Origin of the sequence: Myxococcus sp. CA051A, from assembly GCF_013336705.1 — a bacterium.
In the GTDB taxonomy this organism is placed as follows: Bacteria; Myxococcota; Myxococcia; order Myxococcales; family Myxococcaceae; genus Myxococcus; species Myxococcus llanfairpwllgwyngyllgogerychwyrndrobwllllantysiliogogogochensis.
Map to the genome: position 1 here is coordinate 212,826 of NZ_JABUMS010000005.1, position 21,570 is coordinate 234,395.

Annotated in this window: 22 protein-coding genes; 8 read left to right on the forward strand and 14 right to left on the reverse strand. The window is 68.7% G+C overall.

Going from position 1 to position 21,570, the window contains the following annotated elements; translation table 11 throughout:
- Positions 1-45 precede the first annotated feature (45 nt).
- The gene (locus HUA74_RS17135) at positions 46-744 is read right to left on the reverse strand and encodes an expansin EXLX1 family cellulose-binding protein (protein WP_141647540.1); all 699 of its coding nucleotides are present in this window, start codon (positions 742-744) and stop codon (positions 46-48) included.
- Positions 745-871: 127 nt separating this feature from the next.
- Between HUA74_RS17135 and HUA74_RS17140 the strand changes: the two genes are divergently transcribed.
- Positions 872-1,477 carry a hypothetical protein gene (locus HUA74_RS17140; RefSeq protein WP_217440069.1) on the forward strand — a complete coding sequence of 202 codons (606 nt, stop codon included), beginning with the start codon at positions 872-874 and terminating at the stop codon, positions 1,475-1,477.
- Positions 1,478-1,570: 93 nt separating this feature from the next.
- Here HUA74_RS17140 and HUA74_RS17145 read toward each other — a convergent pair whose 3' ends face one another.
- Positions 1,571-3,424: a von Willebrand factor type A domain-containing protein gene (locus HUA74_RS17145; RefSeq protein WP_174455360.1), complete on the reverse strand. Its 1,854-nt coding sequence runs from the start codon at positions 3,422-3,424 to the stop codon at positions 1,571-1,573.
- Positions 3,425-3,522: 98 nt separating this feature from the next.
- Between HUA74_RS17145 and HUA74_RS17150 the strand changes: the two genes are divergently transcribed.
- The gene (locus HUA74_RS17150; protein WP_174455361.1) at positions 3,523-4,011 is read left to right on the forward strand and encodes a VOC family protein; all 489 of its coding nucleotides are present in this window, start codon (positions 3,523-3,525) and stop codon (positions 4,009-4,011) included.
- Here the strand turns inward: HUA74_RS17150 and HUA74_RS17155 are convergent.
- Positions 4,005-5,105 (reverse strand): heparan-alpha-glucosaminide N-acetyltransferase domain-containing protein, encoded by a 1,101-nt coding sequence (locus tag HUA74_RS17155; protein WP_174455362.1) that lies wholly within the window; start codon positions 5,103-5,105, stop codon positions 4,005-4,007. The two genes, HUA74_RS17150 and HUA74_RS17155, sit on opposite strands and share 7 nt — an antisense overlap.
- A 252-nt stretch (positions 5,106-5,357) precedes the next feature.
- On the opposite strand from HUA74_RS17155, the gene HUA74_RS17160 reads away from it, so the two are divergent.
- Both HUA74_RS17160 and HUA74_RS17165 read left to right on the forward strand, forming a co-directional pair.
- On the forward strand, positions 5,358-6,398 hold the full coding sequence (locus HUA74_RS17160; protein WP_174455363.1) for a pirin family protein: 1,041 nt from the start codon (positions 5,358-5,360) through the stop codon (positions 6,396-6,398).
- 192 nt (positions 6,399-6,590) lie between these two features.
- Positions 6,591-7,946 (forward strand): MFS transporter, encoded by a 1,356-nt coding sequence (locus tag HUA74_RS17165; RefSeq protein WP_371817259.1) that lies wholly within the window; start codon positions 6,591-6,593, stop codon positions 7,944-7,946.
- 62 nt (positions 7,947-8,008) lie between these two features.
- On the opposite strand, the gene HUA74_RS17170 is transcribed toward HUA74_RS17165, so the two are convergent.
- Positions 8,009-9,199, reverse strand: coding sequence for a hypothetical protein (locus tag HUA74_RS17170; RefSeq protein WP_174455364.1), 1,191 nt, complete (start codon positions 9,197-9,199; stop codon positions 8,009-8,011).
- A 454-nt stretch (positions 9,200-9,653) separates the two neighbouring features.
- Here HUA74_RS17170 and HUA74_RS17175 point away from each other — a divergent pair, with 454 nt between their 5' ends.
- Positions 9,654-9,986: a hypothetical protein gene (locus HUA74_RS17175; protein ID WP_174455365.1), complete on the forward strand. Its 333-nt coding sequence runs from the start codon at positions 9,654-9,656 to the stop codon at positions 9,984-9,986.
- Between the two features lie 131 nt (positions 9,987-10,117).
- Here HUA74_RS17175 and HUA74_RS17180 read toward each other — a convergent pair whose 3' ends face one another.
- Complete coding sequence (locus tag HUA74_RS17180) at positions 10,118-10,348, reverse strand: hypothetical protein (RefSeq protein WP_174455366.1); 231 nt, start codon at positions 10,346-10,348, stop codon at positions 10,118-10,120.
- 474 nt (positions 10,349-10,822) lie between these two features.
- On the opposite strand from HUA74_RS17180, the gene HUA74_RS17185 reads away from it, so the two are divergent.
- The 3 genes from HUA74_RS17185 to HUA74_RS17195 all read left to right on the forward strand — a co-directional run bounded on the left by HUA74_RS17185 (position 10,823) and on the right by HUA74_RS17195 (position 12,444).
- On the forward strand, positions 10,823-11,230 hold the full coding sequence (locus HUA74_RS17185; RefSeq protein ID WP_174455367.1) for a DUF1801 domain-containing protein: 408 nt from the start codon (positions 10,823-10,825) through the stop codon (positions 11,228-11,230).
- Between the two features lie 185 nt (positions 11,231-11,415).
- Entirely contained in the window at positions 11,416-11,868 is a 453-nt protein-coding gene (locus HUA74_RS17190; protein ID WP_174455368.1) for a GNAT family N-acetyltransferase, read from the forward strand.
- Positions 11,869-12,204: 336 nt separating this feature from the next.
- On the forward strand, positions 12,205-12,444 hold the full coding sequence (locus HUA74_RS17195) for a hypothetical protein (protein ID WP_174455369.1): 240 nt from the start codon (positions 12,205-12,207) through the stop codon (positions 12,442-12,444).
- A gap of 87 nt (positions 12,445-12,531) precedes the next feature.
- On the opposite strand, the gene HUA74_RS17200 is transcribed toward HUA74_RS17195, so the two are convergent.
- From HUA74_RS17200 to HUA74_RS17240, 9 genes are read right to left on the reverse strand one after another with little or no spacing between them, the layout of a single operon-like run.
- The gene (locus HUA74_RS17200) at positions 12,532-13,299 is read right to left on the reverse strand and encodes a hypothetical protein (RefSeq protein ID WP_141640588.1); all 768 of its coding nucleotides are present in this window, start codon (positions 13,297-13,299) and stop codon (positions 12,532-12,534) included.
- 15 nt (positions 13,300-13,314) lie between these two features.
- Positions 13,315-15,024, reverse strand: coding sequence for a hypothetical protein (locus HUA74_RS17205; RefSeq protein ID WP_174455370.1), 1,710 nt, complete (start codon positions 15,022-15,024; stop codon positions 13,315-13,317).
- Between the two features lie 27 nt (positions 15,025-15,051).
- A complete protein-coding gene (locus tag HUA74_RS17210; RefSeq protein WP_174455371.1) occupies positions 15,052-15,264 on the reverse strand; it encodes a hypothetical protein in 213 nt (70 codons plus the stop codon).
- Entirely contained in the window at positions 15,261-17,015 is a 1,755-nt protein-coding gene (locus HUA74_RS17215; protein ID WP_174455372.1) for a tail fiber domain-containing protein, read from the reverse strand. Before HUA74_RS17215 ends, HUA74_RS17210 begins: the two co-directional genes overlap by 4 nt.
- Positions 17,012-18,415, reverse strand: a complete 1,404-nt coding sequence (locus HUA74_RS17220) for a hypothetical protein (RefSeq protein ID WP_174455373.1) — start codon at positions 18,413-18,415, stop codon at positions 17,012-17,014. The genes HUA74_RS17215 and HUA74_RS17220 overlap by 4 nt, the downstream gene beginning before the upstream one ends.
- Positions 18,412-19,977, reverse strand: coding sequence for a baseplate J/gp47 family protein (locus HUA74_RS17225; RefSeq protein WP_141640591.1), 1,566 nt, complete (start codon positions 19,975-19,977; stop codon positions 18,412-18,414). The genes HUA74_RS17220 and HUA74_RS17225 overlap by 4 nt, the downstream gene beginning before the upstream one ends.
- On the reverse strand, positions 19,974-20,459 hold the full coding sequence (locus HUA74_RS17230; protein WP_141640592.1) for a hypothetical protein: 486 nt from the start codon (positions 20,457-20,459) through the stop codon (positions 19,974-19,976). The genes HUA74_RS17225 and HUA74_RS17230 overlap by 4 nt, the downstream gene beginning before the upstream one ends.
- Positions 20,460-20,507: 48 nt before the next feature.
- The gene (locus HUA74_RS17235; RefSeq protein WP_141640593.1) at positions 20,508-20,918 is read right to left on the reverse strand and encodes a GPW/gp25 family protein; all 411 of its coding nucleotides are present in this window, start codon (positions 20,916-20,918) and stop codon (positions 20,508-20,510) included.
- Positions 20,918-21,568: a hypothetical protein gene (locus HUA74_RS17240; protein WP_174455374.1), complete on the reverse strand. Its 651-nt coding sequence runs from the start codon at positions 21,566-21,568 to the stop codon at positions 20,918-20,920. Before HUA74_RS17240 ends, HUA74_RS17235 begins: the two co-directional genes overlap by 1 nt.
- Positions 21,569-21,570 lie beyond the last annotated feature (2 nt).

Consider the following 21,570-nt stretch of genomic DNA (forward strand, 5'->3'; position numbering starts at 1 on the left):
CTCGATGGTGTGTCGAGCCTCGGCCGGTGCGAAAGCGGCCCCGCGTCAGCGGAACTGGGCGGAGCCCTCGAAGGTGTCGTTGTCCAGCACGCGGGGCAGGGTGTCCTCCACCTGCTCGCCGGTGGTCGACGTCACGCGCACGGTGAAGGAGCCTTCGCCCATGCCGTCGCCGTTGACGAAGTAGTTGTAGTCCTCGCGCGGGACGTCCTTCCACGCGCCGTCGCCGCGACGCCACTCCAGCTTGGAGATGGGCACCCGGTGGTTGCGCACCTGGATGGCGGTCCACCACGGGTTGCTGCCGTTCTTGAAGTGGTACTCCAGGCCGCCGGCCACGTCGCAGGAGACCACCTTCCAGGTGATGTCCACGCGGCCCAGCCGCATCTCGGCGATCTTCGCGAAGGCCTGCCGGCTGAGGTCCAGGTGACCGGCCTCGCACTCCGGGCACCTGTCCACGATTCGCACCCGCACGTTGCCGCTGGGCCCCTGGATGTCCACGCACTGGCCACATGCGGCGCTGTTGGCGTACTGCGGGGTGTTCATCGCCGCGACCATCAAGTCGTCCGGGCTGGCGTCGTAGCTGCAGTTCCCCGCGCCGGTGGCGTCGTAGTACGTGGCGATGCCCTTCTGCTCCTCGCCCAGGGGGACGCCTCCTCCGCTGGGGTCATCACCGCATCCTCCACACGCGAGGAAGAGGGTGGCCATGGGAACGAGCAGGAGGCGGGAGGGCAGGTGGGATGGGCGCATACGGCCCGAAGGATACCGCAACGTGTCCGCGCCGTGCCCACCCCACACTCACGGAAATGTCGCTGCAATGACTTGCAGGGCTGTTAGCGTGTCGCCGCTTTCAAACGAACAAGGGGGTCGTCACGTCATGAAATTCTTCAGGCGCGCTGTCTGTCTTTGTGTGGCGGTGGTCCTTTCCGCGTGTGGTGGAGAGCCCTCCCCGGGAGCGACGGAAGACGTCTTCGCCTCGAGTGAAGCCGCCGCGACTTCCGTGACGTACGACGGCTGTCTCCTCATCCTCACGGCGGTGTCGACGGGAGGGTTCCCGCCGAACTATCGAATCGTCTTGAGGCGGCAGGTGATTGAGTTCTGCTACCTGCCACCCTCCGAAATCAATCTCGACACGTCTGTCAACTACCTCCCCGCCCTGTCACTGGTGGCCAACGACCAGGGGGTGGTCGCCACCTACGTGAAGAAGCAGAGTGTCAGTGGCAGCTCTCCCAGCACGCTTGGCATCAGCCATGTCGACCCGGCGACGATGACTGTTGTCCGGAAGACAGGGCTGGCCGTGTACCTGGGCACCGGCAACATCACCTCGGGAGTCCCATTCCTCGAAGCCGACGGGACGACGCTCACCGTGAGCGGAGGCAAGACGGGTCGCATCGGGGGAGAAACGGGCAGCGGTAGTCACTACATCGCCACGTTCCCGGACTTCTTCACCAGCACCACGCCGCCCACCGTCGTCGCGTACTGAGCGCGTCCGGGAGGCTCGCCGGAAAAAATAATGGGGTGGAAGGCGCCCCCCGGGCCTTCCACCCCATTCCCCCTGCAACCTGCTTGGGTCTGCTTACTCGCCGCGGGCGGACGCGCCGGACAGGGCGCGGGCCTGCGACACCAGCTTCACGAACTCGTTGCGGTCAGCGTCTCCAGCGGCGGCGCCCTCGGCGAGCTTCTGCGCGGTGGCCAGGCTCCAGCCCTCGGCGGCCGGGTTGCCTCGGAGGATGTCCGCGGTGGAGGCGACGGCCACGGCGAAGCGGAAGTCGGGCGAGGCGGCCTCCAGCGACGCGCGCAGCAGGGAGCGCGTGAAGGGGAAGGACTGCTCGGCGGCCTCGGTGCCGTTGGGCGCCTTGGCACGCACGCGCACGGTGGCGAGCGACTCCTTGGCGTCCTTCACCAGCTCCACCTCGTACAGCGCGGTGACGTTGTGGCCCGCGCCAATCTCACCCGCGTCCACCTTGTCGTTGCGGAAGTCGTTGTCCGCCACGTCCCGGTTCTCGTAGCCCAACAGGCGGTAGCGACGCACCGCGAGCGGGTTGAACTCCACCTGGAGCTTCACGTCCTTGGCGATGACCTCCAGCGTGCCGGTGAGCTGCGTCTCGAAGACCTTCTTCGCTTCCTTGTAGCTGTCCACGTAGAAGCAGTTGCCGTTGCCCTTGTCCGCGAGCTTCTCCATCATGTCGTCGCGGTAGTTGCCCATGCCGAAGCCCACGGCGGTGAGGGTGACTCCCTCGGCCACGTACTTGTGGATGCTCTCCAGCATCGCCTGCGGGCTCAGCGTGGGGCCGATGTTGGCGTCGCCGTCGGTGAGGACAATGACGCGGGAGACCACCTTGCCGGAGGCCTTCTTCACCGCGTGCTTGTAGGCCATCTCCATGCCGGAGCCCATGGCGGTGCCGCCCCCGGACTGGAGCGCGTCCAGCGCGGCGTGGATGCTCTTGACGTCCGTGGCCGGCGTGGGCGCCAGCACGTCCCGCGTGGAGCCCGCGTAGGTGACGATGGCCACCGTGTCGTTCTCGTTGAGGTTCTTCACGGCGATCTTGATGGCTTCCTTGGCGAGCGGCAGCTTGTCCTGGGACGCCATGGAGCCGCTGGTGTCGACCAGGAACACCAGGTGCGCCGGCTTGCGCTGCGAGCGCGAGACGACCTTGCCCTGCACGCCCACGCGCACGAAGTGGCGCTTCGAGTCGAAGGGCGACGGCGCGGCCTCCAGATGCACGGTGAAGGCCCCCGTCTCCGGCGGGGCGTAGCGGTACTTGAAGTAGTTGACGAACTCCTCGACGCGCACGGCGGAGGAGGGCGGCAGGTTGCCGTTCTGGAGGTAGCGGCGGGCCACCGTATACGACGCGGTGTCGACGTCCGCGGCGAAGGTGGACAGCGGGTCCTTGCTCGTCTCGGTGAAGGTGTTGGGCTTCCAGGCCTCGAAGGTGTTGCCCTGCGGACCCGCGTGGGCGTCCGAGCCGTCCACGTCCTTCTCCGTGAGGCGGGCGCTGGCCTCGAGCTTCTTGGGAGCCATCCGGGACGGCTTCGCCATCTCCGCGCCCTGGGCACGGCCGATGACGCCATTGGCCACCGCGCCGCCCATCGCACCCGTGGCGGGCGCGACCATGAGGGGCTCGGGAGCAGGCTCTTCACGCAGCTCCGCGTCGATGCCTCGCGGCGCCTTCCTGGCCCGGTCCTCGCGAGGCGCCGGGGACTCGGCCGTGGCCCTGGCGTCGTCGCCCTCGGCGGCGGCGAAGTCCTGGGGCGCGGCGCTCGGAGGCGGGGCCGGCTTCGCGGTGGCGTGGGTTCGTGGGGTGGAGCGCGTTTCGGGGGCCGTCAGGGTCTGGCGCTCGTCCATGGACATGCAGGCGGGCAGGACACAGGCGACGAGCAGGGCACTTCCCCACTGGCTCAAACGGCGCTTTAGGAAGGTCTGGGACATGTGTTCTCCGGGGGACGGAATCAACAGGCGCCGCATCGAAACGCACGACCTGACAAATGGGTCTATTCCCGCGATTTTTCCCGGTAGGTTCCGGGCCCATGCAGACCTCGAGACCCTTCCGAATCCTGGGCATCCAGCAGATCGCCATCGGCGGCGCCGACAAGGGCCCGCTCCGCAAACTCTGGGTGGACCTGCTGGGCTTGACGCCTCACGGCACCTACCGCAGCGAGCGGGAGAACGTGGACGAGGACATCGTCACCGCCGGTGCGGGGCCCTTCAAGGTGGAGGTGGACCTGATGCAGCCCATCAACCCGGAGGGCAAGCCCCGGGTCCACGAGACGCCGCTCAACCACGTGGGCCTGTGGGTGGATGACCTGCCCGTCGCGGTGAAGTGGCTGGAGCAGCAGGGCCTGCGCTTCGCCCCCGGAGGCATCCGCAAGGGCGCCGCGGGCTTCGACATCTGCTTCGTCCACCCCAAGGGCAACGAGCAGTTCCCCTACGGTGGCGAGGGGGTCCTCATCGAACTGGTCCAGGCGCCGCCGGAGGTCATCGCCGCGTTCGAGCGTCTGTCCACCGACGCTCACTGAGGAACGGCGGGGCGCAGCCTCCTGCTCAGGGCCTGGAGCGCCGTCCTCACCCGGTGCTCCAGCCGGTCCCACGCCAGGCACAAGAGCCATGTGGCGACGATGAGCACCGCGGTGAGCAGCCAGTACTGGCCCCAGCCGCTGCGGTCTCCCCAGAAGCGCTGGAAGGAGAAGACGCCTCCAAGCCGGTAGAACAGCAGCATCTCGTGGAAGAAGTAGGCGGAGAGCGACGAGGTCCCGAAGACCTCGATGAACCGCCGCAGCCGTGAGGGCGCGTGGCCCGCGGGCACCCGGGACTCCAGCCCCATCAACCCGAGCAGCACGGCGCACACCCACGCGAAGCGCGCCGCGGAGTTCGACGGGTTGGCGACGAAGAAGCGGTGGTGCGGGTAGAGCTGGAAGAGGAAGTCTCCCGACGCCGCGCCGATGGCACCCACCGCGACGAGCAGGAGCAGCGCCAGGGCCAGCGGACGTCGGCCCCAGGCGCCCGCGAGTGTTCCCGCGAACGCGCCCAACCACGCGAAGCCCATCCACGGCAGCAGGGGGAAGGGCGCGAAGGAGGACTTCTTCGTCAGCGTGGCCCAGGGCTCGGGCACGTGTTCACCCAGGGGCGACACGGCGAAGACGATGAAGGCCAGGGACAGGCTCACGCCGGCGAGCACGCGAGGCCGGGGCGCCAGCGCGGCGGCCACCGGCAGCATGAGGAGCAGGCACACGCCCACGCACTGGAGGATGTCCATGCGGAAGAGCCACTTGGGCTCGCTCAGCAGCGGGAACCACGCCCAGTTGACCAGGGAGGCCACCAGGAGGACCTCGCAGGTGCGGCGGAAGTTCTTGGGCACGCGCTCGCGCAACTGGCCACTGGCGGCGCTGCGCACCATGACGAGCGCGAGCGCGAAGCCTGCGGAGAAGATGAACGCGGGGGCGACCAGGCCGTCGACCTTGAGCAGGCGGCCCACCCAGGCGCTCTTGCGCAGCTCCGGGGTGAGCAGGGCCAGCGAGTGTGTCTGCACCATGAACAGGACGGCGATGCCGCGCAGCCAGTCGATGGCACGCACGCGCTCGTGGGACACGGGAAGGGGCGAGGAGGGGCTCAAGGCGGCGCACCCTACGGCAAGTCCGGGTCGGCGTGTATGGGGAGGACGGCTCGGCGGGCGGGCGGGCCCCGGGCATGAAAGGATGCGCCCCGTCCATGCCAGGATTACAGCCTGGAGACGGCGTCATGCGTGAGGTGGCCCTTGGGTGATGAGGTCAGTCGGAGAGCGGCGCTGAAGGTGCTCGCGGTGGCGGGGGCCACGTCGGCCGCGAGCTGCTCTCGGAGCACGGGAAAGTCATCAGAGGAGCAGGGGATGAGTCAGCAGCAGGGAAGTGAGCAACCCGCCGTCATCGGCCTGAGCCCGCTCAGGGGGATGCCCTGGCCCACGCCAGACCCGTTCCTGTTCTGCGTGCACCACGTGGACGCCTACCCGGCGGGCAACGAGCGGATGGGGCCCACCGCGTCGCTGGCGGGCCGGCAGCTCGGCCAGGACTTCGACGGTCGGGACGGCTGGAACATGTACCACGGCACCGTGGTGCCCGGCTTCCCGCAGCACCCGCACCGGGGCTTCGAGACCGTGACGGTCGTCCGCAGTGGGCTGTTGGACCACTCGGACTCGCTGGGCGCGGCGGCGCGCTTCGGCGGCGGGGACGTGCAGTGGCTCACCGCGGGCAGCGGCGTGCTGCACTCGGAGATGTTCCCGCTCTTGAAGAAGGACCAGCCCAATCCGGTGGAGTTGTTCCAGATCTGGCTCAACCTGCCGAGCGCGGACAAGCTGGTGACGCCGCACTTCTCCATGCTGTGGGACCACGTCATCCCCCGGCACGTCGCGAGGGATGAAGCGGGGCGCACCACCGAGGTCACCGTCGTCGCCGGAACGCTGGGCGACGTGAAGGCCCCGCCGCCGCCGCCGAAGTCCTGGGCCGCGCGGGCGGACTCGGACGTGGCCATCTGGACGCTCAAGCTGGCGCCGGGGGCGCGCTGGACGCTGCCCGCCGCCGCGCGTGGGAGCAATCGCTTCCTGTACTTCTTCAAGGGCTCCGCGCTGAAGGTGGGAGGCCGCGCCATCCCCGCATCACACGTCCTCCAGTTGCGCCCCGACGTGGACGCGGTGCTGGAGAACGGCCCCGACGAGGCGGAGTTGCTGATGCTCCAGGGCCGGCCCATCAACGAGCCCGTGGTGCAGCACGGCCCCTTCGTCATGAACTCCCGCCAGGAGATCCAACAGGCGTTCAGCGACTACCAGCGCACGGGCTTCGGCGGCTGGCCCTGGAAGAGTGACGACCCGGTGCACGCCCGGGAGGAAGGGCGCTTCGCGCGCCACGCGGATGGCCGCCTGGAGCGACCGACCTGACGAGCCAGGGCACCGATGCTCGGCTCCCTGGCTCCTTCGCGGGCAGGGGAGCCCCCGGATGGAGTGTCGTCGAGCGTGACATGCACGTGGGCTCCCGTGCATAGAAGAGAGGTGTCCGACTCTCCTGGCTCCTCTCCACCTGGATCGCCGCCCGCGTCCGCCAACAGAGGCTCCCGGCTCGCGTCCATCGCGGTGGCGAGCGCGCTGTTCATGGAGTTCGTCGACTCGACGGCGCTGTCCACCGCGCTACCGACGCTGTCCGTGGCCTTCGACACGGACCCCATCCACCTCAAGCTCGCGCTGACGTCCTACATCCTGGCGCTGGCGGTGCTCGCGCCCGCGAGTGGCTGGGTGGCCGACCGCTTCGGTCCTCGTCGCGTCTTCATGCTGGCGATGGGCGTGTTCCTCATCGCGTCGGTGTTGTGCGGCTTCTCGCGGACGCTGCCCCAGCTCGTCGTCTTCCGCACGCTCCAGGGGTTGGGGGGCGCGCTGATGACGCCGGTGGGCCGGCTCATCGTGGTGGGCTCGGCGCCCCGGGACAAGCTGGTGTCGGCGCTGAGTTGGTTCACGATGCCGGCGCTGGTGGGACCGCTCATCGGTCCGCCGCTGGCGGGCCTCATCCTCGGCGTGGCGGACTGGCCGTGGATCTTCTTCATCAACGTCCCCGTGGGGCTGCTCGGGATGCTCGCGGTGTCGCGCTACGTGCCGGAGCTGCCCCAGCCGCACCCGGGCCCGTTCGACTGGAAGGGCTATGCCATCGCGGCGGTGGCCATCATCCTGACGATTGGCGCGGCGGAGACGCTGGGCGTCGGCCTGGTGCCCGTGCACATCCAGATGGGCATGGCGCTGGTGGCCGTGGGGGCCATCGCGCTCTACGTGGCGCACGCGCTGCGGATGAAGAAGCCGGTGTTGGACCTGCGGCTCCTGAAGCTGTCGACGTTCCGGGCCAGCACGGCGGGCGGTGGGCTGGTGCGGATGGGCCTGGGGGCGACGCCGTTCCTCTTGCCGCTCATGCTCCAGGTGGGCCTGGGGTGGGGGCCGTTCGAGGCGGGCATGGTGACCATTGGCACGGGGCTGGGGGCCATGTCCTGCAAGCCCGTGGCGCCGTGGGTCATCAAGCGGCTGGGCTTCCGGACGACGCTTGTCGGTTCCAATCTGGCCGCGGCGGTGCTGACGGCGCTCCCGGCGTTCTTCCGCAACTCCACGCCCATTCCGCTCATCGTCGCCACGTTGATGGTCAGCGGCTTCGTGCGCTCGCTGCAGTTCACCGCCATCAACGCCGTGGCGTACGCGGACATCCCTCCGGAGAAGATGAGTCAGGCCTCCACGGTGGCGGTGGTGACGCAGCAGATGGCGCTGAGCGTGGGCATCAGCCTGGGCGCGCTCATGCTTCACCTGGCGCGAGGCAGCGGGGATTTGCCGCTGACCCCGGACCGCTTCTTGTTGCCGTTCCTCGCCGTGGGCGTGGTGTCTTCGCTGGCGGGGCCGCTGTTCAGGCGGTTGCCAGAAGACGCGGGCTCGCGCATCGGTGGGCGCGCGGTGAGCTGAGCGGAGGCGCCGCGGCCCGGGCTGGAGGGGACCCGGACAGCGAACGCCCCCGCTCACTTCCCTTAGCGACCGTCGTGGTAGCAGAAGCCGTAGGTGCGGTCGAAGCCGCCGCCGGAGCGGCCGTAGTTCATGTAGCCCAGCTCCTCGCCCGGGCCGCAGTTGCTGCGCGCGCGCTCATAGGCGTAGCAGGTGCCCTTGCCCGTGCGGGCCAGGTCCAGACACGCGCCGCGCGCGCCCTCGGTGCCGCAGAACTCCGCGTAGCCCACGTTGCACTGCTCGCCAATCTGCGCGGGGTCGAAGTCGAAGCCGAGCGGCTGGAGCACGGACTGCTCGATGCACAGGCCGTAGACGCCGCACACGGTGCCCGTGGGGCAGCCCGGGTTCGCCGCCATGAAGTCACACGTCTTGAGGCACTGGGCGTTCGCGGAGAGCAGGTCCGTGCAGGTGAAGCCCTGCTCGCAGTCCGTGGAGTCCAGCTCGTACTCGCTCACCGCCGGGGTGGTGGTGCACGCCTGGCCGTGCGTCTTGGTGCCCAGCGCGCGCTCCAGCGTGCCGTCGCTGGCGGCGTAGTTGGTGGGCACGCAGGTGGTGTCCGGCAGGTTCGCCGTCAGCGAGCCCTCGCGCGGATCGCAGCCACCCGGGCGCACGGTGTTCCACGTCGCGAAGCGGATCCACTTGCACTCGCCGCCCGGCACCACGGCGCTGCCCCAGTACGGGGCGTTGAGCGGCGCGGCGTCCACGGACTCGCGGAGCACCACGTTCGCCAGCGCTCCAATCGTCTGGTCCGGCGAGACCTTCAGCGCGACGAGCATCGTCCCGGAGTCGGCGACGAGGTACTTCTCCGTTGGCGCACCGGAGTCCTGGTAGCCCATCACGCAGCGATCACACGTGAAGGTGTTGCCTCCGCCCACGGACAAGTCATACAGCCCGGGCGCGGTATTCACGTCCAGCCGGAGGTACGCCAGGTTCGTGGCGGTGGGGGCGGCCGGGTTGGTGAACGTGCCCCGGTACGTCGGCTGCTGCGAGTACCTCACCGGCGTCAGCTCCACGCCGTTGCTCAGCTCTCCCAGCGTGATTTCGGTACAGCCCGGGGGAGGCGTCAGTGCCTTGGACTGCTCCTCGATGGAGCGCACTTCCTCCTGGTTCGTCGCGGGCTCCTTCGTCGTGGTGGGGCCACAGCCCACCAGCCCCGCCAGCAACACCGCACCCCAACGCAAACCCTTCGCAGACGTATCACCGAGACGGGACGCCATGTTTCCACCAATCCTTGTCATGCACGCACGCGTGCCGCCAGCCGGGAAGTCCCGGGGGCTCTGGAAATACTTGTAGTGTTGATACTGATGCAACTTCATTTCGACAAAGGTCGAGATGGAGCGAGATGACCTTCAAATGGCAAGTAAGTCCGCCCGCGCAGGGATGGAACGGAGCGCGCGCTGGAAGGTCGCATCTGTTTCCCTTGGTTTGCTCGGAGTTCTGAAAAGGGATGTTTCGTGCGGACTGCGCGTGTGATTGGCGCAAGTGGCGGAAGGGGACTGGCCGCGCGGTCCACTCCGATGAGCGGCGCCCAATGACTACGTGGGATCCACAGGGTCCTGGATGCCCCGGACGGGTGTGACGCCTCGGGCCGAGGAGGAGGGCGCTTCCTCGCACCGAGGTCCGCGAGGGAATGTGCTCTCCTGCAGGCCTCCCTTTGGAAGGAGTGTCACCATGAAGAGCACCCTGAGTGGTTTCGCCGTGCTGGCCGCGGGCTTCCTGATGGCGTGTGGCGGGGAGCCCCCGCCGCTCTCGGAGCAGCCCGTTCCGTCGACTGTCCTGGAAGGCGCGCCCACGGAAGGCACCGCTGGGGAGGTGTCCGCCCAGGCCTGTGTGCAGCTCTACCGCCCTCGGTACAGCGCCTGGTACAGCTCGCTCCCCTACAGCGAGGAGGGGCTGGTGGCATCCTGCTATACGAACGATGACTGCACCACGGAGTGTTCAGGCTCGGGGGATGGGCCGTACGCCTCGCACTCCGGCTTCTTCTACTGCACCTACTGCCCCTGAGGCCGACGTTGGGTGCGTAGGGCTTGGGTCCGCCCCGGAGTTCTGGGGCGGCCCATGCGTCTTTCAATCGCAGGGAAGCGTCGAAGGCACCGTCGACGACAAGCGCGGAGCGGCGCCCCTCACGGGGGGGCTCAACGGACTTGCATCGACGTGGTGATGCTTTCGACCGCGCGCAGCTCCTCCGGCGAGAGCGCACGCAATGCCTTCAGGGTCTGCTCATGCGCTGCTTTATACGCGGTCTCATCCGAGCGCAGCATCGCGGTCTCTCCCGCGCGCACGGCTGTCGTCAGCGCCATCACGGTGCGAGTGTTGACGAGCTTCGCCGCGAGTGCTCGCTCGAAGTGGTCCGCATTGCCAGCCACGGTTTCAAAGCCAGAACCGTTCGTGAGTCCTGTCCCTTCAGGGACTGTCGGTTCCTGCGGAGTTGGGGCGTCGGTGCAGATCGCTGCCCCGTCAGGGGAGCACGTGCACGACCTCGTCCCTGAACATGCGCCGCCCGAGCATTGCGCACTACATGCCGAGGCGGTGGTTGGAGTCATGAGCCCAAACATCAACGTTGAAGTGATGATCGATGCGCGCAAGAACACGATAGCCCCTCGCTGGAGTTTCTGTATGGGATGCGATTCTAAAGTATATGGAATGGTTGGGATGTAAAGGTGGGTCGGTTTTGAGCCGCAAGTGCCCCCACGGGACTGCGTCGCGGATTGGGATGCCCTTTGGGCTCGCTTCTCCTCTGCGGTAGACGTGGCGGAAGCCGCGCATTCGATGCCGGCCAGGTCCAGGGTTCGGTCATGGTAGACACCGGGACGCAATCACCGGAGAGGAGACACAGGACCATGGCCGCGAAGCGCGCTGTGACGCCCCCGCAAGACGGCTCGAAGGAGGTCACCGCGCTCCTCGACGAGCGAGCGCACCCGCTGCGCAAGGACATCGACCAGGTCCGAAAGCTCATCCTCGGTGTCGACCCCTCCATCTCCGAGGCGGTGAAGTGGAACACCGCGAGCTTCCGCACCACCGAGTTCTTCGCGGCCGTGCACCTTCGCTCCGAGGACCGCGTGCAGCTCGTCTTCCACACCGGCGCGAAGGTGAAGCAGAGCGCGAAGAGTGGAGTCGAGCTCGACGATCCGGAGGGACTCTGCCGGTGGCTCGCGAAAGACCGCTGTCTCGTCACGCTCGAGTCCGTACGGAGCCAGCGCAAGGCGCTCGAGGCGCTCGTGCGTCAGTGGATTCGACAGGTGGAATGAACCCAGGGTGAAGACGCAGTCCGTGCGGGACCTCGGCGAACGGCATGGGGTCCTGCGTGCTGTGATCCTGGGTCGTCTCGCCGGTCCAGATTCCCGCGCTTCGTCATGCCCGAAAAAGCTAGAATCCGTCCACCATTCGCCTCGCGACGTCCCTCGCGGCGCAGACTGGACGGAGCTGTTTCAGAATGATTCTCCGCATCGTCACGGATGAGGACCTTCCCATCTTCTTCGAGCACCAGTGCGACCCGGAAGCGCTGCGCATGGCCGCGTTTCCATCGCGGGAGCGCGACGCGTTCATGACTCACTGGCGCACGAATGTTCTCCGCCCTGAAAACGTCAACCGCACCATCGTTGTGGGTGGCGTGGTCGTTGGGAACATCGGCAGTTGGGAACAGGATGGAAAGCGCCTCATCGGCTATTGGGTGGGGCGCGAGCACTGGGGCAAAGGCATCGCCACCCAGGCCCTCTCTGAGTTTCTCGCGCTCGTGCCCGCCCGGCCGCTTCATGCGTGGGTCGCTCTCCACAACGCCGCGTCGATCCGCGTCCTCGAAAAGTGTGGCTTCCAGACCATCACCGATGAGCATCAGGAACACCCGGATGGAGTCGCCGAAGTCCTCATGAGGCTGGGTTCGACGTAGCGAAGGTCGTCTGGATTTCCCTTCGAGGCATCACCGCGTGCCGTGAAGACAAGAACCACGGGTGGGGCAGCTGGGCGCGAGGTGTGGACGTGGCGCCGCATCTTCTCGACGTATCCCTTCCGTCGGCAGGCGGCCTGTGCTCGCCCTCCTCGAAATCAGCGATGGCTCCCGTGGTTTCGAAAGCATGCCGAGAAGGTGGGTCGGTTCTGAATCACAAGCACCAGATGACGCGAGGTGTTGTTGGTGGCGTGGAGCCGATTCGCACCGGGTGGCCCTGGGAGGAGGTGCTACTCTTGCAATGTCTTTCAATCCAGAAAGGCGCTCGAGGAGGCGTACATGCGGATCAAGTCCTTTATCACCAAGGCGCTGCTGACCGTGGGCTTGCTGTCGGGATGTGGTGGCGTTGACGCGGAACAGGACCCCTCGGTCGAGGCTCTTGCGTGCGGGGGCGTGTGCGACCGCCTCTATAACCGCTGCCTGTTTCTTGAAAACAGGCCGGCTGATGAATGCGTCGCGGATTGGGATGCCTGTATGGCTCGCTTCTGCCCCGCGGTAGACGCGGTTGAAGCTGAGTAGCAGGTCCTTGAGCAAGAGCGGCCCGCCCAGGCATTTCCTGGGCCGGGCCGTTGTACGGCGGTGGCTCCACGCGCCAGCCTCCGACGGCTACGTCACCCGCCGCACCTCGAGGATGGTGCCTTCCAGCTCCGGCGTCCCCAGTGAGATGAGCTGCTCCAGCTCTCCCCGGACGATGAAGTTCGCCTGAGCACGGCTGAAGAACGTCTCACCCACGGGCTCCATGGCGCGCTGGATGTCCAGGAGGCTCGCCGCGGGCTGGAGCAGCCGCAGCCTCACGCCCGACTCGTCGGGATACGTGTCCTCGTCCTCAAGGTTCCCCATGTCCGCGGAGGCGGCCAATGCAGCGGCCAGGGCACGCGAGAGCAGGGGCGCGGCGTTGCCCGGGGCCTTCACCCACGCGCGGATGGACAGCGACAGCTCGCACCGGCGCCGCTCCAGGAAGCCGTCGGCGCGGTCTCCTCGCAGGAAGGCGACCACGGCCTCGTTGGCCACGGCGGGCGCGCGATAGAGGCGCAGCGTGGTGTCCTCGAGCGTGTAGTCATCGCCCCTGCGCAGCGGGTGCCCGGGCGGTGACTCCACTTCGCTCACCTGTCCGCGCGCATTCGCGGGGAGCGTGAAGTCCTTCGTCGTCCCGTTGCCCGCCCAGCGGTGCACCTGGGCGAAATAGGACGGCTGTCGTTGCGCCGCCAGGTCATCGCCTTCAGGGAGCGCCAGCTTCAGTCGGGAGGCATAGACCTCGACGAGCGCCTCCGCGTCGGCGGCGGGTCCTCGTGAGGGGCCGGTCGCGACCTCCACCGTCTCGGGGACGGCGGGGCGCAGGGCATCGTGGAAGTAGGACTCGATGGCGAGGAGCATGGGGTGGGGGTCTCGCTACCTCGGGAAGAGTGGGTAGGTCTCCCGCTGGGGGATGACCACCTGGAGCCCGGAGAGGGTGATGTCACCGGCCACGCGCGACTGGACGAGGACTTCCAGCGGCGGCGGGCTTCCGGTGCCCCCGGGCGGCGTGAGGGTGGCCAGGGCCTTGGCATCCAGCGCGACGGAACCGTCCTCGCGAGCCGTCACGTCGAGCACCTTCGTGCCCCAGCGGAGCTGAAGACGGGGCGGGAGCGGAGGCACGGCGGTGAGTGGACGCAGGCGTGGACGCGAGCATGCCCAGAGCGCCTCCGCGTCCTCTTCCTCTCCCGGAAGGCCATTCTCCCGAGGCAGCCACGGGCCCATGGCCTCGGTGCGATGCAGCGCGGTGCCAGGCGTCAACGCGCCCGGCGTGGGAGCGGTCTCCGCATGGTCCGTGAGGCTCCAGAGGACATCTCCTTCGTCCACCGTGAGGACGGCCCACCACGGGCCCGTTCCGAGCGCGAGCGGCTTGCCAGGAGTGAAGGCGACCCAGCGCGAGGCCCACGGAGCCGAACCCTCCTGCTCCAGCAGCAGGGGAATGGAACCGCCAGCCAGGGGCGCATCATCGGGCCGGTCATGCACGTCGGCATGAAAGGCGAGGGTTCCCACCACGCGCCGGGTCAGCGGCCGCAAGTGGAGGTCCAGGGCCGCGAGCGGGCCCGTGGCGCGCGTCGCACGGAAGGCCTGCGCGGCGGAGTACCCGGAGCCGCAGTGGTGAGACAGCGCGGGCATCGAGGGCGGGCGCGGCGCGAGGGGAAGGTCCTCATCGTGCAGTTGATGCTGGACGTGGAACCGCACCTCGGAGAGCGCGCGGTCCCTGGGCACGGTGACTCGCGCGGACACGCTGCTGTCCGTGTTCACCGCCAGCGTCTGGCTCTCCGCGCCGTCGCTCCAGCGCTGGATGACCTCCAGCGTGTCCATGACGAGCTGGACGCGGTCGAACATGCCCAGCCCCGACGAGCGCAGCGCCACCGCCACCGCGCCGGACTTGAGGTCCACCGGCCACGCGCGCTGGAGCGCGTCGCTCAACGCATCCTCCAGCACCAGCTCCTGCCGGGGCAGCAGGGGCAGCGCATGGTGGAAGAACAGCGCGCCCGCGCCTACGCCCACGGTCGCGGTGAGGTCGGGAGGCCGCGCGGGCGCGCGCAGGGCGATGCTTGCCACCTGGGTCGCCGCCAGCGTCTTCGGCGTCCCCACCGGAGGCGGCGCGCTGCTCGCCTCCACGAACTCCACCAGCAAGCGGCTGGCGAGGATGCCCGGCAGTGGCGCTGGCGCCACGGCGTTCACCGACACCGTGTCCGACGGCGTCGGGGGATACCAGGCGCCCCCCTCCGCGACGCTCAGGCGCCCCTTCTTCTCCGTCTGCATGGGAGAGGCCGGCAGCCGCACGTCCACGGAGGACAGGGGACGACGAGCCCCCCAGTCCAGGCTGAGCCAGGTGATGGGCTGCGCGGGGTCCAGGACGGTCTGCCCCCCGCTGGTGGCCAGCGTGGCGGTGGGCGACAGGTTCACCGTCACGTCATCCGACGGCGCGCGGACGGTGAGTGCCGCGCGCACCAACGCCACGCCCGCCGGCACGTCCAGGGCGACGACGAGACCGGCGGTGTCCACCGGAATCTGTGCGGCCGTGGGAGGGGTGGCCGTCCCGGTATAGGTCAGCGTGGCGCCGACGCGCGTATCACTCATGGCGGAGTCCTGACGTCGTGCGGGGAATCAGCGAGCGGCTTCCTTGATGTCCGTCACGGTGGCGGTGCCGCCCTCGGCCTTCGCGGGCAGCAACTCCTGGAGCACCTGCATGGCGCCCTCGATGCGAAGCATCGTCTGCACCAGGTGCGAGCGCTTCGCCTCCAGCTCCGCCATCATCTTCTGACCTGCTTCGTGCTCGGCCCGGAGGTCCGTGAGGCGCTTCTCGATGGCATCCATCATGACTTCAGCTCCTGGTTCTGGAGACGCTGCTCGAGCGCCGCCAATCGTTCGTCGTATTGCTGCTTGAGTTCCTTGAGGGCCGCGATGGCGAGCACGCTGAAGGCCTGGTGTGCCAATCCCTTGATGACCTTGCCGCCCGCGGATTCGAGCTTCAGCTCGCTGACGAGCTCCGGGAAGACGGTCTCCACTTCCTGCGCCACCAGGCCCAGGTTGAGGTCACCGGTGTTCTTCCAGTTGAAGCTCACGGGCCTGAGCGCCAGCACTCGCGGGAGGATGTCCTGGAGCGAGGTGATGTTGTCCTTCAGCGACGCGTCCGAGGGGCCGCGCCAGATGCCGTCCTGCTGCATCCACTGGCCGTTGCCGTTGCTGTGGAACAGGTGGAAGGTGCCCTGGCCCTCGTAGCAGAGGTCCATGAAGCGGCCAGACGTGTTCTCCTGGATGCGCAGGCCCGCGTTGGCCGCCTGCTGGACGACGTGCAAGGGCGTGGACGGGCGGGGCGTCCCCATGCCAATGAACCCATTGACGAGCGTCAGCCGCTCGGCGCCGGCCTGGTGGAAGATGATGGAGTCGCCCGGCTCGTTCGTGCAGGCGATGACCAGACGGCCGTTCTCCTCTTCACCGGGCAGCGGGTTGGGCACGCGGTAGTAGCGGATGAAGGCCGCGTCTCCGGTGCCACCCCACGAGTCCTCGGGGAACTGGATGCCATTGCCGGACGCGTTGCCGATGGAGGGCATGATGGCGCCGCTGACGCGCAGGCCGCCGCCCTGAATGTCCAGCCGCGCGCCCGGCGTCACCGTGCCGATGCCGACGCTGCCGTCCGCGCCCATCCACATCGTCTGGGTGCCATTCACCGTGAAGGAGAATGCGTTGCCAACCCGGGCGCCCACGTCCCAGAACAGGCCCGTGGCGACGCCGCCGCTCAGGCCGTAGCGGATGGACGCGCGGTTCTCCGTCTTGTGCCAGATGACGTGGGGGTTGTTGATCATCAGGCCCGCGCCACCGCCGGCGCCGATGGTCACCTGTGCCGTGCCGCTGCCCCAGTCCGTCGTCGTGTTCACCACGAACCTGTCGAACCCGGCGGCGGCCCCCGAGAGGCGGATGTCCAGCGCGCCCTGCGGGTCCGTCGTGTTGAGGCCCACGCCGCCGCCGGACTTGATGTGGATGCGCGGCGTGCCCAGGCCCGAGCCCGTGTCCGCGTCGCCTCCGTCCTCGGTGATCTGCAGGCCGGTGGCGGTGGCGCCCTGCTCACCGCGGAGCTGCCAGCTCTTGGCGCGGCTTCTCAGCACCAGCCCCGCGCCCTCCGTGCCGCCGGTGGTCCGGATGACGGCGCCAATACCCCAGCCCGTATCGCCACCGCTCCGCAGCTCCAGGGGGGCGTTCTGGTTGCCACTGCCCGGCGCCACGACGAGCAGTCGCTTGGTCCCCGCCGCCGCTCCGATGCCTACGTTGGCCGTCGCGACAGACAGCGGGCCCGTGAGGCTGCCACCGCCGATGGACAGCTTCTGGGTGTCCAGGGTGGTCAGTCGGGTGGCCAGGTCCACGCCGCCCACCGACATCGACACGGTGGCGTCCACCCGGCTCACCTTCAGCACGGCGGTGGCGGAGATGCTTTCGCCATCCAGTTGCCGGCCGTCGTCGGAGCCATGGTGGGTGTGGGCGCGGATCTCATCCCGCGTCTTGATCTGCATGTTGTTCCAGGTGTCCGCCAGGATGGGGTCACCGGACTTCGCGGTGTAGAAGGGATCACTCATGACTGGAACCTCGAGGTATCGAAGCGGGTCGCGGAGAAGACGCCGTCCCAGGCGAGCTTCTCCTGGGGATCTGGGAACTGTTCGTGCAACTCGATGGTGGAACCGAACGAGGTCAGCGCGTCCTTCGGCTCCAGCTTCTCGGTCAGGGACGTGTCGACCTCCATCCGGAGCGGTCCCTCGCTGGCGACGAGCGCCTCCGGAGGCAGGGGCAGCGTGAACTCGATGCGCGTGCGCACGCCGGCGCAGCGGCCGTACTCCAGCGCGCGCATCAACTCCTTCACCAACCCAGGCAGCCCGGGCACCACCTGGTCCTCGTTGGGCACCTGAAGGTGCGGCGGGATGTAGTCGACGGGGATGGTCAGCGTGCAGGTCGCGGGCGTTATCTCCGTCCAGTCGAGGCGCACGTCCGCGCGCGGCGTGGCTCGCACGGGCAGGGCCCACGCCACGGCGGCGTCCCGTCGTGTCTGGGACCAGCTCGTGAGGTAGGAGTGGACCTGTTGTTGATCCAGCGTGTCGTAGCGCCAGTGGTTCTCGCCCAGCGCCAGGTCGGGGACGTGCTGGTCCTCCTCGAACACGGAGAAGCGGGACTCGGGCGCATCGAAGCGCGTGAGGACGCCCGGGTCCGTCAGGGCGGAGAAGCGGGTGGGGTGCGTCCGGATGACGGGGTTCTTCACGGGGTCCACGGGAATGCCGTCGATGAAGGCGGCTCGCTCGTCGCGCAAGGTCAGCGTGGAGTTCAGGGGAACCCGGCCCAGGAAGATGAGGTCCAGCCCGGACTGCTCGTGGCGGAAGACGGGCACGGCGATCTCCTTCTCCGTCGCCTTGAGGGAGATGGCCGGCGATGCGACGTGGAGCCCTCCGTTCGTGGCGATCAGCCGCTGGCCCCCGCTCACGTTGCGGAAGCTCGCGCTCGAAGGCGTCGGGGGATTGTCCTCCAGTTCGACGCGAATGGTCCGGTAGGTGCCATCCGTGCGCGGCACGGAGAAGAGGCCGACCGCGAGCTTCCCCTCCCAGGTAATCACCGGTGGCTGCCGTGCCATGTAGACCAGGGACACGAGCCGGAGCAGCGCGCGCGCGGAGGCCATGCCGGTGCGGTGCAGCTCCACCACGGTGGCGACGCGCTGGCGGAGGTAGTCGGCGGACTCTCCCCGGCGAGGCAGCAGGTTGTAGAGCGCGGCGAGCTGCCCCAGCTCCGAGTCCGCCTTGTTCGCCAGCGACTCCGCGACGGGAAAGCCCCGCGCGAGCGCGTGCCAGCGGGAACGCATCAGCCGCGTCAGGCCTCCCTCCATCTGCTCCAGCTCCTGGGCGAGCGTGGAGAAGAAGAGGTTGAGCTTCGTTCCGGACTGCAGAACGGGCGGCAGGTAGCCCACCATGCGACGTCTGCGTTGGTCCGCGCTCATCCGACACCCACCAGCTCTGCCCCGCCGAACTGCAGCCGGACGTCGGCTCGCACCAGGAGCTGGGTGACCTGGGCGGGCACGACATGGGCGGGATTCGTCGCCAGGACGAGCGTCGCGGTGATTCCGGTCTCCAGGGTGACGTCGCAGCCCAGCAGCGCTTCGATGCGCGCCTGCGTCTTCAGGCTCTGCTGCAGGGAGTCGAAGGTGAGCTTCGCCTCGCGACCCATCTGTGCGTCCTCGGAGAGCCGCGCCGCGTACACGTCCAGGGCGCCTCGCAGCGCCTCGCGCACCTGCTCGGCCGTGCGCGCCTCGCCACTGGACAGCGAGACGACCAGGTCCAGCCGCCACGTCGGCGCGCGCAGGCGGGTGATGCGCGGCGGCTTGAGCTCCAGGTCGATGCGCGCGGCCTCCAGGGGCTCCAGCTTCCAGTCGCGGTTGGCGCCATACAGTCGGCCCGCCGTCTCCTTCACGAGGACCTTCTTGATGGGAGGTCCGGGGTCGGTGCCCCAGACATACGTCTCCACGGACAGCTCGTTCACCCTGCGCACCGCGGGGTTGCCGAAGAGCAGGGCCTCCAGCTTGCGGCGACTCACGGGCGCGCCCACGGGCAGCTCGTTCATGTGGAGCGCGAGCGTCTGCTGGAGCTCCCGGCGGAGCCGGTCGAACGTCACCTCGTCCATCTCCGGGTTGGTGGGCTCCACCTGGAAGTCCACCTGGAAGAAGACGGTCTTCGCGTAGCGGAGCCGGACATGGATGCCGGCGGCCTTCGTCTCCCGGATGGCGGACTCGACGCGGACCACGCCCTCGACGTCCGACTCGAAGTCGGTGTCGCCGACGAGGACATCGACGACGCCCGGAGGCGCGTCGGCGGGCTCCCTCACCGTGACTTGCTGCACGCCCTGCTGGCGCACGGCGGCGGCGATGGACTCCAGCGTGCCCTTCTCGCCATCCCGCAGCGCGGTGCGAGCGCGCGCGCGGAGGTTCTCGTCCGTCTCATCATCCGAGCCGCGCCGCAGGGGGGCCGGATTGGTGACGGCCTCGATTCCCAGGATGGGCCTGGGCATCAGCGTCAGCCGGAAGGGGTTGATGACGGGAGGCGCCTCGGCCGCGGCCCCGGCGTCATCCTGGATCTCCTGCACGGGAATGAGGACGCGCGTGTCGCCCTTGCGCAGGGTGGCGTCCTCGAGCGTCTCGAAGAGGGGGAGCGGCTTGCCGTCCGCCGCCAGGCCCGTCAACTGCCGTCCCGCGGGAATGCCGATGTCCTCCGGCGCGGGGGCGGCGCGGCTGAGCTCCACCTCGCCGGTGAGGCGACCTGCGCGTGCGCGCTTCAGGCCCAGCACGGCGACGACGTTGTCCAGCGCGGCGCCTTCCGCCGTGTCGAGGTAGCCGGAGCGGTGGGCCAGCTCCATCATCGCGTAGAAGGTCGCCATCTCCCGTGCGTAGGCTTCGGCCAGGGTTCGCGCCATGCCACCGGCGTTGGGGTCCGTTCCCGGCCCCATGTTCTTCAGCAGCCGTTCGACGATGGCGCTGAAGGTGGTTGTCTCGGGAGGGATGAGGCTCAAAAGGAGATCTCCCACATCATCTTCATGACCATGTTGGAGCCGCGATTGACCTCCTCGAAGCGGACCCGGTTGAAGAGGATCTTCGTGGTCTCCCCCAGGGTGACTTGAATGCCGGCCTCGGTGAGCGGCTGCACCGTGGCGTCGGTGATGGCGGGCAGGGTTGCCGTCACGAGGGCGCGCACCAGGCTGGAGCCGTCACCCGGGTCGATGACCTCCACCTTGGGCGCGGGGTCCTCGGCCTCGGCCGCCGGGCCCTTCAGCACGGTGTCCCCGGGCACTGGCGCCTCGGTGCCAGTGCCCACGACGATGGACCATTTGACGGGCAGCCCGTTGACCCGGCCCATCAGCAGCTCCGCCACCAACCGCTTGCCCGCGGTGGTGATGAGGTTGGGGACCCGGCGCCGCTCCATCAGGGAGCCATCCAGGTTGAGCAGCTCGAGGGTCAGCACTCCGTTCATGCCCTGCTTTTCCTTGCCGTTCATCACGCTCTCCCGAAGTCGTGTCCGTACCCGTTGCCCACGCCGCCGCGCTCAACCCAGGTCGAGCGCCAATCCCAGCTCCACCGCTTCACCGCTGATGGCCTTGATGCGGGCTCGCACATCCACCGCGCCCGGCACATCCGCCCGGGCCGTGACGCTCAACTGCGTCACCTCGTCCACGCGCGGGTCTTCCTTGATGGCCTGCCGCACGTAGCGGCGCAGCAGGTCCAGATTGGCGCGATCCAACGGCTCGCCGATGAGGTCCGCCACGCGGCTGCCGTAGCGCTGGTGGCCCAACTGCTCCAGGTGTCCCCGGTAGACGATGAGCCGCATCGTCAGGGCCTGGATGAGGTTGTCCTTGCCGCTCACCGTGGTGGCGCCGTCGTCCGTGGACCAGTCCAGGTCCACGCCGCCCGATTCGTTGAACTTCAGGCGCAGGTCCGTCTTGAGCTCGTCCGCCATCAGAGCAACCTCCCCGGGCCCGCCGTCGCCCCGGGCGAGCTGGGAATGCCCGGGGAGACCTTGAGGCGCGTCATCATCTGTGTGAGCGCGTTGGACAGCGTCTCGGCCATGGCGCCCGCGAGGTCCGGCGCGTTCTCGCCCCGGATGCCACCGGCCATGAGGAAGCCCAATGCAATCGGCTGGAGCATCGGCTTCGCGGGAGCGGCGCCCATGAGACTGCCGGGCGACGACGTCACGAAGCCCGCGATGGCGATTCCCGGCGCCACCATCACCTGGACGGTGAAGAGGATGAGGGCCTGCTCCACTGTCTGGGCAATCGCCTTCGCCAGCGCGTCCCGCTGCTCGCCGTTGATCTTGTTCGACGCGAGCAGGCCCTTGGCGATGGGCTCTATCTGCGACGCGCTGGGGCCCCCTGCCGGCGGTGGCAGCATCATCCCGGGCCCCGCGGTGCTGCCCGCGCCCGGTGGCGGCGGCGCGGCGGCGGGGATTCCCGGCGTCACCATGGCCATGGAGGCGAAGAGCGTGAAGGCCTGGCCGCAGGCGTCACCGAGCGCGGTGGCCAGGTCCGGAGCGTTCTCTCCCCGGAGGCTCGCGGACTGCATCGCGCTCTTCGCCAGGGCGCCTATTTCGCTTCCGCTCGGTGCAGGCATGG

Excerpts from the sequence above, each read along its gene's own strand:
- HUA74_RS17135 (WP_141647540.1), bottom strand. The coding sequence starts at position 744 with ATGCGCCCATCCCACCTGCCCTCCCGCCTCCTGCTCGTTCCCATGGCC.
- HUA74_RS17140 (WP_217440069.1), top strand. The coding sequence starts at position 872 with ATGAAATTCTTCAGGCGCGCTGTCTGTCTTTGTGTGGCGGTGGTCCTT.
- HUA74_RS17145 (WP_174455360.1), bottom strand. The coding sequence starts at position 3,424 with ATGTCCCAGACCTTCCTAAAGCGCCGTTTGAGCCAGTGGGGAAGTGCC.
- HUA74_RS17150 (WP_174455361.1), top strand. The coding sequence starts at position 3,523 with ATGCAGACCTCGAGACCCTTCCGAATCCTGGGCATCCAGCAGATCGCC.
- HUA74_RS17160 (WP_174455363.1), top strand. The coding sequence starts at position 5,358 with ATGAGTCAGCAGCAGGGAAGTGAGCAACCCGCCGTCATCGGCCTGAGC.
- HUA74_RS17170 (WP_174455364.1), bottom strand. The coding sequence starts at position 9,199 with ATGGCGTCCCGTCTCGGTGATACGTCTGCGAAGGGTTTGCGTTGGGGT.
- HUA74_RS17175 (WP_174455365.1), top strand. The coding sequence starts at position 9,654 with ATGAAGAGCACCCTGAGTGGTTTCGCCGTGCTGGCCGCGGGCTTCCTG.
- HUA74_RS17185 (WP_174455367.1), top strand. The coding sequence starts at position 10,823 with ATGGCCGCGAAGCGCGCTGTGACGCCCCCGCAAGACGGCTCGAAGGAG.
- HUA74_RS17190 (WP_174455368.1), top strand. The coding sequence starts at position 11,416 with ATGATTCTCCGCATCGTCACGGATGAGGACCTTCCCATCTTCTTCGAG.
- HUA74_RS17195 (WP_174455369.1), top strand. The coding sequence starts at position 12,205 with ATGCGGATCAAGTCCTTTATCACCAAGGCGCTGCTGACCGTGGGCTTG.
- HUA74_RS17200 (WP_141640588.1), bottom strand. The coding sequence starts at position 13,299 with ATGCTCCTCGCCATCGAGTCCTACTTCCACGATGCCCTGCGCCCCGCC.
- HUA74_RS17205 (WP_174455370.1), bottom strand. The coding sequence starts at position 15,024 with ATGAGTGATACGCGCGTCGGCGCCACGCTGACCTATACCGGGACGGCC.
- HUA74_RS17210 (WP_174455371.1), bottom strand. The coding sequence starts at position 15,264 with ATGATGGATGCCATCGAGAAGCGCCTCACGGACCTCCGGGCCGAGCAC.
- HUA74_RS17215 (WP_174455372.1), bottom strand. The coding sequence starts at position 17,015 with ATGAGTGATCCCTTCTACACCGCGAAGTCCGGTGACCCCATCCTGGCG.
- HUA74_RS17220 (WP_174455373.1), bottom strand. The coding sequence starts at position 18,415 with ATGAGCGCGGACCAACGCAGACGTCGCATGGTGGGCTACCTGCCGCCC.
- HUA74_RS17230 (WP_141640592.1), bottom strand. The coding sequence starts at position 20,459 with ATGAACGGCAAGGAAAAGCAGGGCATGAACGGAGTGCTGACCCTCGAG.
- HUA74_RS17235 (WP_141640593.1), bottom strand. The coding sequence starts at position 20,918 with ATGGCGGACGAGCTCAAGACGGACCTGCGCCTGAAGTTCAACGAATCG.
- HUA74_RS17240 (WP_174455374.1), bottom strand. The coding sequence starts at position 21,568 with ATGCCTGCACCGAGCGGAAGCGAAATAGGCGCCCTGGCGAAGAGCGCG.